General features: G+C 68.1%; 15 protein-coding genes. 8 read left to right on the top strand and 7 right to left on the bottom strand.

All coding sequences use genetic code 11. The features are described from left to right. Positions 1 to 63 precede the first annotated feature (63 nt). From NA12_RS25125 to hrcA, 3 genes are all read right to left on the bottom strand, one after another. On the bottom strand, positions 64 to 804 hold the full coding sequence (locus NA12_RS25125) for a 16S rRNA (uracil(1498)-N(3))-methyltransferase (protein WP_067456255.1): 741 nt from the start codon (positions 802 to 804) through the stop codon (positions 64 to 66). A gap of 4 nt (positions 805 to 808) precedes the next feature. Next, positions 809 to 1,963 (bottom strand): molecular chaperone DnaJ, encoded by a 1,155-nt coding sequence (gene dnaJ, locus NA12_RS25120; RefSeq protein WP_067456252.1) that lies wholly within the window; start codon positions 1,961 to 1,963, stop codon positions 809 to 811. A gap of 129 nt (positions 1,964 to 2,092) precedes the next feature. Continuing rightward, positions 2,093 to 3,127: a heat-inducible transcriptional repressor HrcA gene (gene hrcA, locus NA12_RS25115; RefSeq protein WP_067456511.1), complete on the bottom strand. Its 1,035-nt coding sequence runs from the start codon at positions 3,125 to 3,127 to the stop codon at positions 2,093 to 2,095. 348 nt (positions 3,128 to 3,475) lie between these two features. On the opposite strand from hrcA, the gene NA12_RS33860 reads away from it, so the two are divergent. Further along, positions 3,476 to 3,889 carry a hypothetical protein gene (locus NA12_RS33860; RefSeq protein ID WP_132370210.1) on the top strand — a complete coding sequence of 138 codons (414 nt, stop codon included), beginning with the start codon at positions 3,476 to 3,478 and terminating at the stop codon, positions 3,887 to 3,889. 146 nt (positions 3,890 to 4,035) lie between these two features. After that, positions 4,036 to 5,325: a hypothetical protein gene (locus NA12_RS25105; RefSeq protein ID WP_132370212.1), complete on the top strand. Its 1,290-nt coding sequence runs from the start codon at positions 4,036 to 4,038 to the stop codon at positions 5,323 to 5,325. Between the two features lie 67 nt (positions 5,326 to 5,392). On the opposite strand, the gene NA12_RS25100 is transcribed toward NA12_RS25105, so the two are convergent. From NA12_RS25100 to NA12_RS25090, 3 genes are all read right to left on the bottom strand, one after another. Continuing rightward, positions 5,393 to 5,635, bottom strand: coding sequence for a hypothetical protein (locus tag NA12_RS25100; protein ID WP_067456243.1), 243 nt, complete (start codon positions 5,633 to 5,635; stop codon positions 5,393 to 5,395). A 316-nt stretch (positions 5,636 to 5,951) separates the two neighbouring features. Beyond that, a complete protein-coding gene (gene hemW, locus NA12_RS25095) occupies positions 5,952 to 7,139 on the bottom strand; it encodes a radical SAM family heme chaperone HemW (RefSeq protein WP_067456239.1) in 1,188 nt (395 codons plus the stop codon). 84 nt (positions 7,140 to 7,223) lie between these two features. Next, the gene (locus tag NA12_RS25090) at positions 7,224 to 7,652 is read right to left on the bottom strand and encodes an SgcJ/EcaC family oxidoreductase (protein ID WP_067456237.1); all 429 of its coding nucleotides are present in this window, start codon (positions 7,650 to 7,652) and stop codon (positions 7,224 to 7,226) included. 435 nt (positions 7,653 to 8,087) lie between these two features. Between NA12_RS25090 and NA12_RS25085 the strand changes: the two genes are divergently transcribed. Genes NA12_RS25085 through NA12_RS25065 form a run of 5 tightly spaced genes read left to right on the top strand, consistent with a single transcriptional unit; the run spans position 8,088 to position 13,717 of the window. Next, positions 8,088 to 9,872: a nitrite/sulfite reductase gene (locus NA12_RS25085; RefSeq protein WP_067456234.1), complete on the top strand. Its 1,785-nt coding sequence runs from the start codon at positions 8,088 to 8,090 to the stop codon at positions 9,870 to 9,872. A 20-nt stretch (positions 9,873 to 9,892) separates the two neighbouring features. Next, entirely contained in the window at positions 9,893 to 10,612 is a 720-nt protein-coding gene (locus tag NA12_RS25080) for a phosphoadenylyl-sulfate reductase (protein WP_067456231.1), read from the top strand. Then, complete coding sequence (cysD, locus tag NA12_RS25075; protein ID WP_243655079.1) at positions 10,591 to 11,568, top strand: sulfate adenylyltransferase subunit CysD; 978 nt, start codon at positions 10,591 to 10,593, stop codon at positions 11,566 to 11,568. The genes NA12_RS25080 and cysD overlap by 22 nt, the downstream gene beginning before the upstream one ends. Beyond that, on the top strand, positions 11,568 to 12,863 hold the full coding sequence (locus NA12_RS25070; RefSeq protein WP_067456226.1) for a sulfate adenylyltransferase subunit 1: 1,296 nt from the start codon (positions 11,568 to 11,570) through the stop codon (positions 12,861 to 12,863). The genes cysD and NA12_RS25070 overlap by 1 nt, the downstream gene beginning before the upstream one ends. After that, positions 12,863 to 13,717, top strand: coding sequence for a sirohydrochlorin chelatase (locus NA12_RS25065; protein WP_084473083.1), 855 nt, complete (start codon positions 12,863 to 12,865; stop codon positions 13,715 to 13,717). Before NA12_RS25070 ends, NA12_RS25065 begins: the two co-directional genes overlap by 1 nt. A gap of 125 nt (positions 13,718 to 13,842) precedes the next feature. Here the strand turns inward: NA12_RS25065 and NA12_RS25060 are convergent, their stop codons facing one another. Continuing rightward, positions 13,843 to 14,466, bottom strand: a complete 624-nt coding sequence (locus NA12_RS25060) for a TetR/AcrR family transcriptional regulator (RefSeq protein ID WP_067456505.1) — start codon at positions 14,464 to 14,466, stop codon at positions 13,843 to 13,845. Positions 14,467 to 14,568: 102 nt separating this feature from the next. Here NA12_RS25060 and NA12_RS25055 point away from each other — a divergent pair, with 102 nt between their 5' ends. After that, entirely contained in the window at positions 14,569 to 15,987 is a 1,419-nt protein-coding gene (locus NA12_RS25055; protein ID WP_067456225.1) for an MFS transporter, read from the top strand. Positions 15,988 to 16,000 lie beyond the last annotated feature (13 nt).

Raw genomic sequence — 16,000 nt, 5'->3', positions numbered from 1 at the left:
GAGATCAGTTTACCGCCGAGCACTGACACCGCACAGTGGTTAAAAATGTGCCGATGGTGGTGCTCACCAGCGCGGGGTCAGCGCCCCCAGCGCGCCGAGCGCGACGGCCGCGGCGGTCGAGGTGCGCAGGACCGTCGGACCGAGGAGCACGATATCGGCACCGGCCTCGGCCAGCGCGGCCAGTTCGGTGTCGTCGAGACCGCCCTCGGGGCCCACGATCAGCACCACTTCGCTCGCCCGCGCCAGCGGCAGTTCGGTGAACTTGCCCGCGCCGGATTCGTGCAGGGCCGCGACGATCGCGCCGTTCGCCTTGGCTGTTCGCACCAGTTCCACCAGGTCACGGGTGCGGTGCAAGCCGGCGATCTCGGGGATGTAGGCGCGCCGGGATTGGCGGGCCGCCGACTTGGCCGCCGCACGCCACTTCTCGATGCCCTTGGCCGCCTTGGCTTCCCAGTTCGCGACACAGCGCGCGGCCTGCCACGCGACGATCAGATCCGCGCCGGCCTCGGTCATCAATTCGACGGCCAGCTCGGAGCGATCCGACTTGGGCAGCGCCTGCACCACGGTCACCGCCGGGGTGGGCAACGCGGCGATCCGCCGGTCGCGGACCGCCAGCTCGAGCCGGTCCTTCTGGACCGCGACGACTTCCGAGTCGGCCAGCACACCGTGCCCATCGGACAGGGTGATCGGCTCGCCGACCTTGATCCGGCGCACGGTCGCGGCATGGCGACCCTCCGGACCGTCCAGCACCGCGACAGCACCCGGCTCGGGGACCTCGTCGAGATAGAAGACCGTCGCGGCCACGGCCTCAGCGCCCGCTGAACGACGCGCGCAGCCGGGCGAACAGACCGCTGTTGTGCTCGGACTGGGTCGACATCACCTCGGCACGATCCTTGTCACGCATGCCCTTGAACTTGCGCAGGAGATCGGTCTGCCTGCCGTCGAGCTTGTTCGGCACCACGATGTCGAGGTGGGCGAGCAGGTCGCCGCGCGCACCCGAACGCAGTCGCGGCATGCCGTGCGCCCGCAGCTGGATGACCTCGCCGGGCTGGGTACCCGCCGCGATGTTGAGCTCGGTGGGGCCGTCGAGGATGGTGTCGACCACCACGGTGGTTCCGAGGATCGCGTCGACCATCGGCACCCGAACGGTGCAGTGCAGGTCATCGCCATCGCGTACGAAGGTGTCGTGGGGCTGTTCGACGACCTCGACGTAGAGGTCACCGGCATGGCCGCCACCGGGGCCGACCTCGCCCTGCGCCGCCAAGCGAACCCGCATGCCACTGGCGACGCCGGCCGGGATGGGGGCGGCGATCTCGCGACGAGCACGCACGCGGCCGTCGCCACCGCACTTGTTGCAGGGGTCGGGGATGGTCTCGCCCGCGCCACGGCAGGTGGGGCAGGGTCGCGAGGTGAGCACTTGGCCGAGGAACGAGCGCTGCACCGACTGCACCTCGCCCGCACCGTCACAGGTCTCGCAGCGGATCGGCTTGGAGTTGCCGTTGGTGCCGGAGCCGACACAGACATCGCAGAGGATCGCGGTGTCGACAGTCAGATGCTTGGTGACGCCGACCGCGCACTCGGCCAGGCTCAGCCGGGTGCGGATCAGCGAGTCGGCGCCCGGCTGCACGCGGCCACGCGGTTTGCGCTGGCCACCGCCCTGGCCGCTCATCCCGCCGAAGAACGCCTCGAAGACGTCGCCGAGACCGCCGAAGCCCGCACCGTTGAATCCCGCTCCGCCGCCGCCGTTTTCGAGCGGGTCACCACCGAGGTCGACGATCCGGCGCTTCTCGGGGTCGGTCAGCACCTCGTAGGCGGTGGAGACTTCCTTGAAGCGGGCCTGTGCGACCTCGTCCGGGTTCACATCGGGGTGCAGTTCGCGGGCCAGCTTGCGGTAAGCGCGCTTGAGCTCCTGGTCGGTGGCATTCTTGCCGACGCCGAGCAGTCCGTAGTAATCCCGTGCCACGTGAGTTCTCTAGTCCTTGGTCGGTGTGGGCCGGCCGAGCGCCTGGCGCATCCTCAGTCGAATCCACTCAACTTTACCGGCCGAAGCATCGACCTTAACAGTCCGGTTGTCGCGGTTCCCGAGCTGGCTTCACCTTTCGGCGAGCACCTCGCCGATGTAGCGGGCGACCGTCGCGACCGACGCCATGGTGCCGGGATAGTCCATGCGGGTCGGGCCGAGCACACCCATACCGCCCAGCACGGCGCCCGCCGCCCCGTAGCCGGTGGAGACGACAGAAGTGCCGCGCATCTGCTCCACCTGGGTCTCCTCGCCTATCTGCACCATCACCTGGCCCGGCTGCTGCGCGGCGGCGAGCAGCTTGAGCACGATCACCTGTTCTTCCAACGCTTCCAGCACGGTGCGCAGCGAGCCGGGGAAGCCGAAATCGGCGACATTGCGGGTGAGATTGGCGGTGCCGCCGAGGACCAGTCGCTCTTCGGGATGCTCGACCAGCGTCTCCACCAGAACGGTCGAGACCCGGACCAACACATCGCGGATCTTGGCCGGTGCGCGTTCGGGCACGCCGGCCACGGAGGCACTGGCCACCGACAGCAGTTTGCCGTCCATGGCCCCGCCCAGCAGACCGCGCACGGCGGCCAGGTCTTCGTCGGAGATCACCGCGCCCAGGTCGACGATGCGCTGGTCGACGCGGCCGGTGTCGGTGATCACGACGAGTAGCAGCCGGGCCGGGTTGAGCGCGACGACCTCGATGTGACGCACGATCGACGCCGAGACCGTGGGGTACTGCACGACGGCGACCTGGCGGGTGAGCTGGGCCAGCAGTCGCACACCGCGGCGCAGGACATCGTCGAGATCGACACCGGATTCGAGGAACTCCATGATCGCCCGGCGTTCGGCGCCCGAGAGCGGCTTCACCTCGGCGATCCGGTCGACGAACTCGCGGTAGCCCTTGTCGGTGGGGATGCGGCCCGAGCTCGTGTGCGGCTGGGTGATGTAGCCCTCGGCCTCCAGCACCGCCATGTCATTGCGGATGGTGGCACTGGAAACACCGAGGTTGTGCCGTTCCACGAGGGACTTGGAGCCGATCGGTTCCTTGGTGGCGACGTAGTCCGCGACGATCGCTCGCAGAACCTCGAAACGTCGATCCTCGGTGCTCGACGGCATCGACCCCACCTTCCTCGCTCGTGCCTGATACCGCACGTGTATCGGTGCTGCGTTCGGACAGCCTCGCACGCCGACGCTCGCGGCGTCTTGTGGTCCAGTCTAATTGTCTTGTCACCGGTCCCTGGATCGCACGGTGGTCCGGCGCCGAACTGTCATGTGGGGAATATCCGGCTTCGAGGGCGGCGATCGGCGGTGTCGGCTCGGCTGCGAGTTATCCCCAGGCCCGAGTTATCCACAGTTGCGGTTCGGGGGGTTGTCTTCGCTCACGCGGCAGGCGTAGGTTCGACACCGAATCAGGGGGTCTACCAGCAATTTTCAGGTAGCGATAGCGTACGCGGGGAGGGAACTGTGGTGTATACGGTTGGGGTCGACGAAGCGGTACCGGTCGGGTCGGGCGCGGTTGTGGTGCGGCCGACGGAGTTCGCCCGCATCGACAGTGCGTGTGCGGAATTCCTGCGGGTGATCGCTCGGATCCGGGCACTCGCGCGAGAAATCGGCGATCAGGAGCATTGGGGGCTGGGCGAGAGACACGCAAGATTGATATCCGGTTGCACATTGGTCGCGCGATTGCGTTCGGTGGCAGCGGCGAACGAGAACAGCGTCGCTGCGGTATTGGATACCCACGCGGAGATCGTGGGCGACATTCAGCAATCTTTCCGTGCTGCGCGCGATCTGATGACGGTTGTCGACGACCAGTGGGCCGATCGACTTCGAATGTCGGAAACCTCTGCGGGACAACATATTTACCCGGTGTCAGCGTGACCGGCCGCGAGCCGAGCGGTATTCGCGGCGGGAACATATTCCCGGACTATTCGAAAGACACCATTGCTTCGCGTCTCCCCGACGGTGGGGAGAACACGCATTCTTGGCGGCACCGCGAGATCGTCGCGGCGTTCGAGGCACTCGAAGTGACCGGCGCATTGGCGCAAGCGGACAGGTTCGAGCAGATCGCACGGTGGTGGGACCAGGGTCTGCGCGCTTTCCGGCACGCGGTGAAAGGTTCGCTGGCGTCGGCGTGGTCGGGAACGGCCGCTACCGCGGCCGGTTTCGCGGTCGACGACTATGTCGCGCGAGCGCACGACCTGACTGTCGCGCTGGAGGAATTGCCCGGCGTGGTTCGAGCGGCTGCCGAGGCGATCGTGGCGACCAAGTACGCGGTCGGGTCACCGGTCGTCGAGAGAACCGGTGCCGCGACGTGGTCGGTGAGCGGGGCGGCACACGCCATGGGCTCGGCATCGACGCACGGTGCGGCGTCGTCCGCGCAGGAGGACGCGCGAGCGGCGATGCGACAGCGATATGTGTTGCCGTTCGCGGAGTTGGTCGCTCGCATTCCGGTGCTGCCCATGCCGCTTCGGTCGTTCGACACCGGCGAGGCGGACGACCGACAGTTGCTGATCGGCGCAGCGGGGAAATCGCGAGGCGAGCGACGCGCGCTGTCGCCGGGCGAGGTTTTCGAGGATGGCGGGCAGGGCGCGTTTGGGGAGCGCCCGGCTGCGATCGACGACCCCAACGAACCGGGCCCCGACAGTGACGCATCAGAAGTTCAGATCGAGGAACCGGATCCGCTCGACAACCGGTCGGCGGAATCCGATGACGATGACCTGTCGGCGCGTTCGCGGAGCGCTCCGACGGTGACAGCTGCGCCGTCGGGGGATGTCACCGGCGCGGCGTCGTCGAGCCGCCCGACTGCGATGACGACGTCTGTCGGTGCGGGGTTGTCCACATCGTCAACGGGAACTTCCCCAGCTGCCGTCGACCCCACGGTCGTTTCGGCGATACGCAGTCCCGATACCAGCCCATCGGCTGGGCGGATGGGGCCGAGCGCCATCACGAGCGGAGGCGGTGATCGGTCACCGGGTGCGGCTGCGTGGCAGCGACCACCTGCCCAGCACGACGTGTGGCGACCAGGTGTCGGGCACAGCGTGCCCGGGTCGACAGGACCGGCCATCGGCGGCAACCCACCATCGGCGCATGCCGTTACCAGATCGGGCGACCGCTACTTTGCTTGCGGAGCGCCACCGCCGACAGCACCCACGCCCGGCGTGGATGCCGTGCGCGCGGTGCCGGACTACTTGATCACGCTCGCGAACACCGCGGAACTACTCGGTGTGCCACGACCGGCGATAGCAGGCGGGGTGATCGGTGGTGGCGACGACATCTCGCCGGTCGAGCAGCGCTCAACGGTGACAGGGGGCTGACGACGATGTCAGCGAAACAACGCCGGGCACCGGCAGTGGCCGCCCGAGTCGGGCGGCCGGTGCCGGGTCAGACTCGGGCAGCAGCGCCGCAACGAGCGGCGGAGTCGGGGGCGCCGACCTGCTTGCCCGCGAGGGCGTCGAGACCGAGCATCGCCAGCAGCGACGTGCAATCTTCGGCGTCGTTCGAGTGCGAAGCGACCGTCCGCGCGGCGACCGCGCACTGACGAGCGTTCTCCGCCTTCTCAGCGGAGCGCGCTTCAGCGAATTCGCTCTGCTCGTGGACGAGGGTGATGTGCCGTTCGGTGGACATATAACTCCCTAGGATCGAGCCGAAGCCTACGCCCCTAATCGTTATCTTCCACCCCGAACCCACCGAACACAGCCTAAGAGCACCCCACTGTCTCCGAACCCTCATCAGGTGTGCATCGGTGTAATTCAGCACGATGACCGGGCATTCTTCGGTGACTATACCCAGCCTGGAAAATCTCGAAATTCAGATCACGATGACATCACCGCTCGCGCGATTCCCCCGACCTGTTCGGCAGCGCGTCAACCACTATCAGCGAGTCCACGCGGGCCCGGACGACACCGCCGCGGATCGACCGGGAAAACCCGCCGGCGAGCGGTCAGGTGAGCAGGTCGCGGACGATGCCGTCGGCGAGGAGACGGCCACGGTCGGTGAGGACCAGGTTGCTTCCGCTGACGCGGGCGAGGTCGTCGGCCAGCACGCGGTCGAGGGCCGAGTGTGCCGAGGGGGCTAGATCAGCGAGTGGCAGTCCGGTCCGGAGACGGACGGTGAGCATGAGGTGTTCGGTATAGCGCTCGTCGTCGGTGAGTGCCTCCCAGCCCGCGGCGGGGAGACCGCCGAGGGCGACGCGGTCGGCGTAGCGCGCGGGGTGTTTGACGTTCCACCAGCGAACACCGCCGACGTGGCTGTGCGCGCCGGGGCCGGCGCCGAGCCAGTCGCCACCGTCCCAATAGCCCAGGTTGTGTCGGCAGCGAGCGGCATCGTTCGCGGCCCAGTTGGACACCTCGTACCACGTCAGCCCGGCGGCGGCGAGGCGAGCATCGATGCGTTCGTAGCGGGCGGCGAGGACATCGTCGTCGGGTGCGGGCAGTTCACCACGGCGGACCTTGCGTGCCAGCGCGGTTCCGTCCTCGACGATCAGGGAGTAGGCGGACACGTGATCGACACCGGCGGCCAGCACCGCGTCCAGACTCAGGTCGAGATCGGCATCGGTCTCGCCGGGGGTGCCATAGATCAGGTCCAGATTCACGTGATCGAACCCGGCCGCGCGCGCTTCTTTCGCCGCGGCGACCGCGCGGCCCGGAGTGTGCGTGCGGTCGAGCACCTTCAGCACGTGCTGAGCAGCCGACTGCATGCCCAGCGAGATCCGGGTGTAGCCGGCCGCGCGAAGCCGCTCGAAGAATTCGGGCGAGGTGGATTCCGGATTGGATTCGGTCGTCACCTCGGCGTCGGCGGCCAGGGTGAAGTTCGCCCGCACCGCGTCCAGAACCGACGCCAGCCCGTCTCCGCCGAGCAGCGACGGCGTCCCGCCGCCGACGAAGATCGTCGACACCGCGGGGGTCGCGCTCGGCAGCGCACCGAACTCGGCCGCCGCGGTCGCGAGTTCGCCGCGCAATGCCTCCAGCCACGACTGCGGCGACGCCGAAGTACCCAGTTCCCCCGCCGTGTAGGTGTTGAAGTCGCAGTATCCGCAGCGCGTGGCGCAGAAGGGCACGTGCACGTATACCCCGAACGCGCCGCTCCCGAAATCGCGCAGCACCGGCCGATCGGCATCGGCCGGTATCACGCCGGAAGCCCCGGAAGCAGCGCTGGTAGTCACCCCTCCAGTCTGCCGGGCCGTTGGAGCGTGCCCCACCCGGCCCCTCGCACGTCAGTCCGTCACCACGGGCGTGTTCTGGTTCGCGGTGAGCACCCAGGCGCCGTCCTCCTTCGTCATCACATACATCGGCGTGCCCTGACCCGACGGCTCGCCGTCGAGGGTGAAGTAGCTCTGGCGGATCTTGACGGCGGCGACATCGGGTCGCAGGAACAGCACATGCTCGACCTCGTAGGTCGCGTGGCCGTGCGTCGTGGCGCCGGGCAGCACCTGTGCCGTGAACTCGGCGATGGCCGGGCGCCCGAACAGGCGCTTGCCGTGGCCGGTGGTCCAGATCGCGTCTTCCCGGAAGACCGCGATGAACTCCTCGGCCAGCTCGTTGGCCTGGGCGTGGGCGATGGTGTCGACGACGGCGTGGATCGCCGTGAGTTCGGCGTCGAGATCGGCGGGAATCCGACCTGCGGCGGTGGCGTCATTGCTCATCGCACTACTCTGCAACCTCGAGCGCGATCGAGGTCAATCGCCCTGTGCGGTACCGCACACTTGCCGACACGGGAGCATCACGGGCCGGTTCCGCACGGTGGGCTATGACCCCCGTCACAGAACAGGACGGTCGTCCAGGGAATTTCCCCCAAAAGTGCGGGAAATATCTCCTTGCTGTCGGAACGACCGGGCTGACGTGGCACAATAGGCACATGCACGCAACTGGAGTACGACTCGTGGCCCGTCGCCACGTCGACTTCCAGCGTGTGTGTAGCGCCTGTTGTCGGCCCGGTTTCCACCGGTAGCGCAGCGGCGTCCACGCCCGGGTATCCCCCGGTGCCTTCGACTTTCATCGGCCCGCTGACTCCCTGACGCGAGCCAGCCCCTCGCGCCTTCAGCACGGATGTCCCACCACCCCGCAGGAGCGACCCCACCATGACGTCGAGCACCGACGCCGGTTCGACCGGACAGTCGACAGCGCAGGCCCGCACTGAGCGATCAGCTGCCCAGCGCCCGGCCCGCCCGAGCACCGATGCCCCGGTCGCGCCCCGCGCCCGCACCGGCAAGCCGGTCCGCCGCCGCTCCGAAGGTCAGTGGGCCCTCGGCTACCGCGAGCCACTGAACCCGAACGAGCAGTCCAAGAAGGACGACAATCCGCTCAACGTGCGTTCGCGTATCGAGAACATCTACGCCAAGGGCGGCTTCGACTCGATCGACAAGGCCGACCTGCGTGGCCGTTTCCGTTGGTGGGGTCTCTACACCCAGCGTGAAGAGGGCTACGACGGCACCTTCACCGACGATGACAACATCGATCTGCTCGAAGCCAAATACTTCATGATGCGGGTGCGCTGCGATGGTGGCGCACTCTCCGCCGCCCAGCTGCGCACGGTCGGCCAGATCTCCACCGAGTTCGGCCGCGACACCGCCGATCTGTCGGACCGCGAGAACGTCCAGTACCACTGGATCGAGGTCGAGAACGTCCCGGAGATCTGGCGTCGGCTCGAGTCGGTGGGCCTGCACACCACCGAGGCGTGCGGCGACTGCCCGCGTGTGGTGCTCGGTTCGCCGCTCGCGGGTGAGTCGCTCGACGAGATCATCGACCCCACCTGGGCGGTCGACGAGATCGTCAAGCGCTACATCGGGAAGAAGGAGTACTCGAACCTTCCCCGCAAGTTCAAGACCGCGATCTCGGGCCAGCAGGACGTGGTGCACGAGATCAACGACATCGCCTTCGTCGGGGTGAACCACCCCGAGCACGGTCCCGGCCTCGATCTCTGGGTCGGCGGCGGTCTGTCCACCAACCCGATGCTGGCTCAGCGCGTCGGCGCGTTCGTGCCCCTCGAAGAGGTCCCCGACGTGTGGGAAGCGGTCGTCTCGCTCTACCGCGACTACGGCTACCGTCGCCTGCGCACCAAGGCCCGCCTGAAGTTCCTGATCAAGGACTGGGGCATCGAGAAGTTCCGGCAGGTACTCGAGGACGAGTACCTGAAGCGCAAGCTCGTCGACGGTCCCGCGCCGGAGCGGCCGGCCAAGCCGATCGACCACGTCGGTGTGCAGAAGCTGCGCAACGGCCTGAATTCCGTCGGCTTCTCCCCCATCGCCGGTCGCGTCTCGGGCACCATCCTGAGCAAGGTCGCCGACGCCGCCGAGAAGTACGGCTCGGATCGCATTCGCTTCACCCCGTACCAGAAGCTGATCATCCTCGACATCGCCGACGACCAGGTCGACGCGCTGATCGACGAACTCGAACCGCTCGGCCTGCAGGCCCGGCCCTCGGTCTGGCGTCGAAATCTGCTGGCGTGCAGTGGCATCGAGTTCTGCAAGCTCTCCTTCGTCGAGACCCGCAAGCGTTCGCAGGTGCTGGCACCCGAACTAGAGCGGCGCTTGGCCGATATCAACGCCGAACTCGACGTGCCGATCACCATCAACATCAATGGCTGCCCGAACTCGTGCGGCCGGTCCCAGATCGCCGATATCGGGTTCAAGGGCCAGCTCGTCGACGACGGCACCGGGAATCAGGTGGAGGGTTTCCAGGTTCATCTGGGTGGCAGCCTCGGTCTGGACAGCGCGTTCGGCCGCAAGTTGCGCCAGCACAAGGTGACCAGCGTCGAACTCGGTGACTACATCGATCGCGTCGTCCGCAACTTCGTCAAGAACCGGGAATCCGGGGAACGCTTCGCGGTGTGGGCTGTGCGCGCCGACGAGGCCGACCTCCGATAGTTGATGAGGAGATCCCCACTGTGACAACGAATCTCGCGGCAAAGCTGTCCGAAGACGAACTGCGCGCGCTCGCCGAGCAGGGCGCGGCCGAGCTGGGCCCCGATGCCTCGCCCGCCGAGCTGATCGCGTGGACCGACAAGGTGTTCGGCAGCGGTTACATCGTCGCGTCGAACATGCAGGACGGCGCGCTGGTCCACTTGGCCGCGCAGACCCGTCCCGGTGTGGATGTTCTCTTCCTCGACACCGGCTACCACTTCGCCGAGACCATCGGCACCCGCGACGCGGTCGAGGCCGTGTACGGGGTGAACGTGGTGAACGTGCGCCCCGAGGCGAGCGTCGCCGAACAGGACGAACTGCTCGGCAAGGACCTGTTCGCCCGTGACGCCGCCGAATGCTGCCGGCTGCGCAAGGTGGTCCCGCTGAAGCAGTCGCTGAGCGGCTACAACGCGTGGATCACCGGCATCCGCCGCGTCGAGGCGCCCACCCGCGCCAACGCGCCGCTGATCTCGTTCGACGACGCCTTCGGCCTGGTGAAGATCAACCCGATCGCACCGTGGTCCGACGACGAGATGCAGGCCTACATCGCGGCCAACGGCATTCTCGTCAATCCCCTGGTGGAGGAGGGTTACCCGTCCATCGGCTGCGCACCGTGCACGCGCAAGCCGGAGCCGGGGTCCGATCCGCGCAGCGGCCGCTGGGCCGGTATCGCCAAGACCGAATGCGGATTGCACCAATCATGACCATCACCACCACTGGGAGTGAGCCTGTGAGTACCAACACCACCGAACGCGAACTCGGCCTGACCGAGTTCGACACCCTCGCGGCGCTGGAATCCGAGGCGATCCACATCTTCCGTGAGGTCGCGGGCGAATTCGAGCGCCCCGTGATCCTGTTCTCCGGCGGCAAGGACTCCACCGTCCTGCTGCACCTGGCACTCAAGGCCTTCTGGCCCGCGCCGCTGCCGTTCACGCTGCTGCACGTGGACACCGGGCACAATCTCGACGAGGTGCTCGAATTCCGCGACCGGGTGGTCGAGCGCTACGGCCTTCGCCTGCACGTCGCCTCGGTCGAGGAGTACCTGGCCGACGGCCGGCTGACCGAGCGCCCCGACGGTATCCGCAACCCGTTGCAGACCGTGCCGTTGCTCGACGCCATCACCGAGCACCGCTTCGACGCGGTCTTCGGCGGCGGACGTCGCGACGAGGAGCGCTCGCGCGCCAAGGAGCGGATCTTCTCGCTGCGCAACGCCTTCGGCCAGTGGGATCCGAAGCGTCAGCGCCCCGAGCTGTGGAACCTCTACAACGGCAAGCACGCGCCGGGTGAGCATGTGCGCGTGTTCCCGCTGAGCAACTGGACCGAACTGGACATCTGGCGCTACATCGCCCGCGAGAACATCGACCTGGCGTCGATCTACTACGCCCACGAGCGTCCGGTGTACTCCCGCGACGGCATGTGGATGACGCCCGGCGTGTGGGGCGGCCCGAACGAGAACGAGGTTCTGGAGACCCGTTCGGTGCGCTATCGCACCGTCGGCGACGGTTCCACCACCGGCGCCATCATCTCCGACGCCGCCGACAACCAGGCCATCCTGGCCGAGGTCGCGGCGTCCCGACTGACCGAACGCGGTGCTACTCGTGGCGACGACCGTGTGTCGGAAGCCGCCATGGAAGACCGCAAGCGAGAGGGTTATTTCTGATGTCCGACCTATTGAGGCTGGCTACCGCCGGTTCTGTCGACGACGGTAAGTCAACCCTGGTCGGACGACTGCTCTACGACACGAAGTCCGTGCTGGCCGATCAGATCGACGCGGTCACTCGCGCCTCGGTCGACCGCGGACTGTCCACCCCGGACCTGTCGCTGCTCGTCGACGGCCTGCGCGCCGAGCGTGAGCAGGGCATCACCATCGACGTGGCCTACCGTTATTTCGCCACGCCCAAGCGGTCTTTCGTGCTGGCCGATACGCCGGGGCACGTCCAGTACACGCGCAATACCGTGTCGGGCGCGTCCACCGCGCAGCTGGTGATCCTGCTGACCGACGCGCGCAAGGGCGTCATCGAGCAGACCCGTCGGCACGCCGCGGTGCTCGCGCTGCTCGGCGTGCCGCGTCTGGTGCTGGCGGTGAACAAGATCGACCTCGTCGACAATCCCGCCGAGGTGTTCGCCGAGATCTCCGCCGAGTTCAACGAGCTCACCTCGAAGCTGGGCTGGGCCACCGAGGATGTCATCGAGATCCCGGTCTCGGCGCTGCACGGCGACAATATCGCCAGCCGCTCCGAGAACACCCCGTACTACAACGGTCCCTCGCTGATCGAGCACCTGGAATCCGTTCCGGTGGACGCTGATTCGACCGGAGCGCACGCGCTGGGTCTGCGTTTCCCGGTGCAGTACGTGATCCGTCCGCGTACCGCCGAACACCCCGACTACCGGGGTTACGCGGGTCAGATCGCGGCCGGTTCGGTGTCGCCCGGTGACGAGATCGTGGTGCTGCCCTCGGGCAAGAAGACCACCGTCGAGCGCATCGACACCCCGGACGGCGAACTGGCCGTCGCCCAGGTCGGGCGCAGCGTGACGCTGATCCTGGCCGACGAGGTCGACATCTCGCGCGGCGACATCATCGCCTCGGCGCACGATGCCCCGGAACCGGTCGATGCCTTCGACGCGACCGTGTGCTGGCTCGGCGACAAGGGTCTGCGTCCCGGTGCCCGGCTGCTGCTCAAGCACGGCGCCAAGACCACCCAGGCCATCGTCGGCGCACTCGTGGAGCGGTTCGACGAGCAGACGCTCACCGCCCAGCCCAGCCCGGAGTCGTTGGAGCTCAACGATATCGGGCGTGTCTCGCTGCGCTTGGCCGAACCGATCCCGGCCGACGACTACCGCACCAACCGGCACACAGGATCGTTCCTGCTGATCGATCCCGCGGGCGGCAACACGCTCGCGGCAGGCCTGGTCGGCGACGTGCTGACCTCGGTCGAGGTCGGTACCGCGGTCTGATGTATCGCCTGCCGGCTCCGGCGCGCGGTGCCATTTCGGCACCGCGCGGCGGCGGGCCCGCGCTGATCGCGGTTGCCCACGGCAGCCGTGATCCGCGTTCGGCGGCGACCATGGCCGCCGTGGTCGCCGAAGTTGCCACGGCCCGACCCGACATCCCGGTCCGGCTGGCTTTCCTCGATCTCAGCACGCCCTCGGTGGATGAGGTTGTCGATGACCTCGCCATTGCGGGCCACACCGACGTGATCGTCGTTCCCCTCCTGCTCGGCAACGCTTTTCACGCACGGGTCGACCTTCCGGCCCTGCTGGTCGAGGCGGGCCGCCGTCATCCCCGGCTTCGACTCACCCAGGCAGCGGTACTCGGCCCCGATCCGCTGCTCATCGCCGCGGTCGCCGACCGCGTCGCGCGCTCGTGCCGCATTCCGCTGCTCGCCGATCGGGCGACGCCTGTGGTCCCGGCGTCCCTCGGTACGCCGACCGCCGCGCCCGGTCCGTTGCGTGATGCTCCGGTGGGGATCGCCGTCGCCGCTGTCGGTTCGCGTGATGCCGCGGCCAACCGGCGAACCGCCGTGGTGGCTCGACGGCTGGCTGCCGTGACCGGCTGCCCCGCTGAAATGTGTTTCGCGACAGTCGAACCCAGCATCGGGCAGGCGGTGGATCAGCTGCGAGGGCGCGGTGCCGAACGCATCGTCGTAGCACCGTGGTTCCTGGCGCCGGGGCTGCTCACCGACCGGCTGGTCGCCGCCGCGCCCGAGGTCGTGCACGCCGATGTCATCGGCGCGCACTCAGCGCTGGTCGACGTGATCTGGGCGCGATACGACACCTGCGTCGCCACCGAACTCGTACTCTCCGCCTGATCCAGCAAGGAGCGGGTCGACACCTCCGGTGCGGCGTGCCGCATTTTCGGTCGACATCGTAGCGGAGCGCGGGAGCTAGGTTCCCGCAGGGCCCAGGCGTACCGGCTGCCGGTCCGGCTGCACCACTATCCCACGCTCGCCGCATCCGACAGCAAGCGGTTCGCGATGGTGCGCGCGGCTTCGACGCGGGCCGAATCTCCCGTCTGGCAGGCGATATTGGCGGCGCTCACGATCGCGTCCAGTTCGAAAACCAGCAGATCGGGGTCGGCGTCGGCGAGTTCCCCCTCGGCCTGAGCCTTACGGACCTCGTCGCTGAGGAAGGACAGCCAGTTGTCATGGTCGGCGACGACGGCGTCGCGCACGGGGCCGGGCTTGCTGCTGAATTCGGTGAGCGTGGCCACCCGGAAGCAGCCGCCGGGGAAGGGGGGATTCTCGATGTGGGCGAACCAGCCCTCGATCATCGCGCGAACCCGAGTTCCGCCGCGTGGCACGCGCAGGCCGGGCGCGATGACCCGTTCGATGAAGATGTCGCGACCGGCCTGGACGGCGGCGAGCTGGAGCGCTTCTTTGGTGCCGAAGAGGGTGGCGATGCCGCTCTTGCTGATGCCGAGGTCGGTGGCGAGTCGGCCGATACTGAGGCCGTCCAGGCCCTCTACGGAGGCGAGTTCGGCGGCGCGACGGGCGATGGTGGCGCGCGCACGGGCGCCCTTGGCCAACCGCTGATCGCTCGGTTCCATCGACTGGGTCATGGATGCCATTGTTCCACCGCGGGGTTGCAAAGGCGAACGATCGGTCGTACTTTTATTTACGAACGATCGTACGTTCTTATTTCTCTCCGCGAAGGACTCCGCATGACCGACGTGTCAGCTCGGCCCGAAGATCCGCTCAGCACAGCCACTCCCGACACCAGCGCCGCGGGCCGCACCCTCGCGGTCGCCTCGGGCGCGGCATTCATCGCCTTCCTCGATCTCTCCGTCGTCAATATCGCGTTCCCGACGATCGCCCTGAGCTATCCCGGCACCCCCACCGGCACGCTGACCTGGATCGTGAGCGGCTATGCGATCGCGTTCGCGGCGCTGCTCACCCCGGCCGGGAGCATCGCCGACGCCTGGGGACGCCGCCGCCTGTTCGCCCTGGCACTGGCCGGATTCGCCCTCACCTCGCTGCTGTGCGGGCTCGCGCCCGGTGCGAACTGGCTCATCGCGGGCCGTGTCCTGCAGGGCATCGCGGCGGCGTTCATGGTCCCCGCGGCGCTCGGGCTGGTTCTGCAGGCCACGCCGCGGGCCAAGATCGGCGCCGCCATCGGCGCCTGGTCGGCCGCCGGCGGATTCGCGGCGGTGGTCGGTCCGGCACTGGGTGGCGCGTTGGTCGAGTCATTCGGCTGGCGTGCGGTCTTTCTGATCAATGTGCCGATCGCGTTGGCGCTGATCGTGCCGGGACTGCGGCTGCCCGGCGGCGACCGGGACTCGCGCGAGACGACCCTGCCCGACCCGCTCGGCACGCTCGCCATCGCGATCGGACTCGGTGCGATCGTGGCGGCCGTCACCGAAGGTCAGAGCTGGGGCTGGACCGCACCCGGCACGCTCGTCGCGTTGCTCGGCGGTCTCGCGCTGACAGGATTCGCGCTGGTTCGCTCCCGCCGCCACGCCAACCCCGCGGTCGCCGTGGCGCTGTGGCGTGATCGGCAATTCGCCGTGGCCAACGCGGGATCGATGCTGTTCGGCGCCTCGATGTTCGCGTGGTTGCTGGCCGGTCCGCTCTTCCTCGATGCGATCTGGGGCTACTCCGTCCTCGAGTCGGCGGCGGCGCTCACCGTCGGTGCGGTGGCGTCGATGGTGACCGCCGTTGTCGCCGGGCGGATCACGACACCGGCAGGCCAGCGGTGGGTGGGCGTGCTCGGCGCGCTGATGTCGACCGCCGCGCTGGTCTGGATGAGCACCGATGCCTTCGGCCTCGAACCCGCGCTGTGGACCGCGTGGATTCCCGCGGGCCTGCTCGGCGGCGGCGGGATCGGCATCGTCGTCACCGTGTTCGGCACCGCGGCGGCGAGTTCTGTTCCACCGCAACAGTTCGCGGCGGGAATCGGGATGAACGTCACCGCTCGGCAGGTGGGCGGAGCACTCGGCATCGCCGTACTGGCGGCCATCTTCTCCGCGACAGCCGAGGACCCGCTGCACGGCTTCCACCTGCTGTTCGCGGTGTGCGCGGCCATCAACCTCGCCGTCGCCCTGCTACTGGCCGTGCCGGTGCGGGCTCGGTCCACCCACTGAACCGAGGAGGTTC

The sequence above is a fragment of the Nocardia alba NBRC 108234 genome, assembly GCF_001612665.1.
GTDB classification, from domain to species: Bacteria; Actinomycetota; Actinomycetes; order Mycobacteriales; family Mycobacteriaceae; genus Nocardia; species Nocardia alba.
This window is presented reverse-complemented; position numbering and strand designations above follow the sequence as displayed.

Excerpts from the sequence above, each read along its gene's own strand:
- hrcA (WP_067456511.1), bottom strand. The coding sequence starts at position 3,127 with ATGCCGTCGAGCACCGAGGATCGACGTTTCGAGGTTCTGCGAGCGATC.
- NA12_RS25100 (WP_067456243.1), bottom strand. The coding sequence starts at position 5,635 with ATGTCCACCGAACGGCACATCACCCTCGTCCACGAGCAGAGCGAATTC.
- NA12_RS25090 (WP_067456237.1), bottom strand. The coding sequence starts at position 7,652 with ATGAGCAATGACGCCACCGCCGCAGGTCGGATTCCCGCCGATCTCGAC.
- NA12_RS25085 (WP_067456234.1), top strand. The coding sequence starts at position 8,088 with ATGACGTCGAGCACCGACGCCGGTTCGACCGGACAGTCGACAGCGCAG.
- cysD (WP_243655079.1), top strand. The coding sequence starts at position 10,591 with ATGCGGATTGCACCAATCATGACCATCACCACCACTGGGAGTGAGCCT.
- NA12_RS25070 (WP_067456226.1), top strand. The coding sequence starts at position 11,568 with ATGTCCGACCTATTGAGGCTGGCTACCGCCGGTTCTGTCGACGACGGT.
- NA12_RS25065 (WP_084473083.1), top strand. The coding sequence starts at position 12,863 with ATGTATCGCCTGCCGGCTCCGGCGCGCGGTGCCATTTCGGCACCGCGC.
- NA12_RS25060 (WP_067456505.1), bottom strand. The coding sequence starts at position 14,466 with ATGACCCAGTCGATGGAACCGAGCGATCAGCGGTTGGCCAAGGGCGCC.
- NA12_RS25055 (WP_067456225.1), top strand. The coding sequence starts at position 14,569 with ATGACCGACGTGTCAGCTCGGCCCGAAGATCCGCTCAGCACAGCCACT.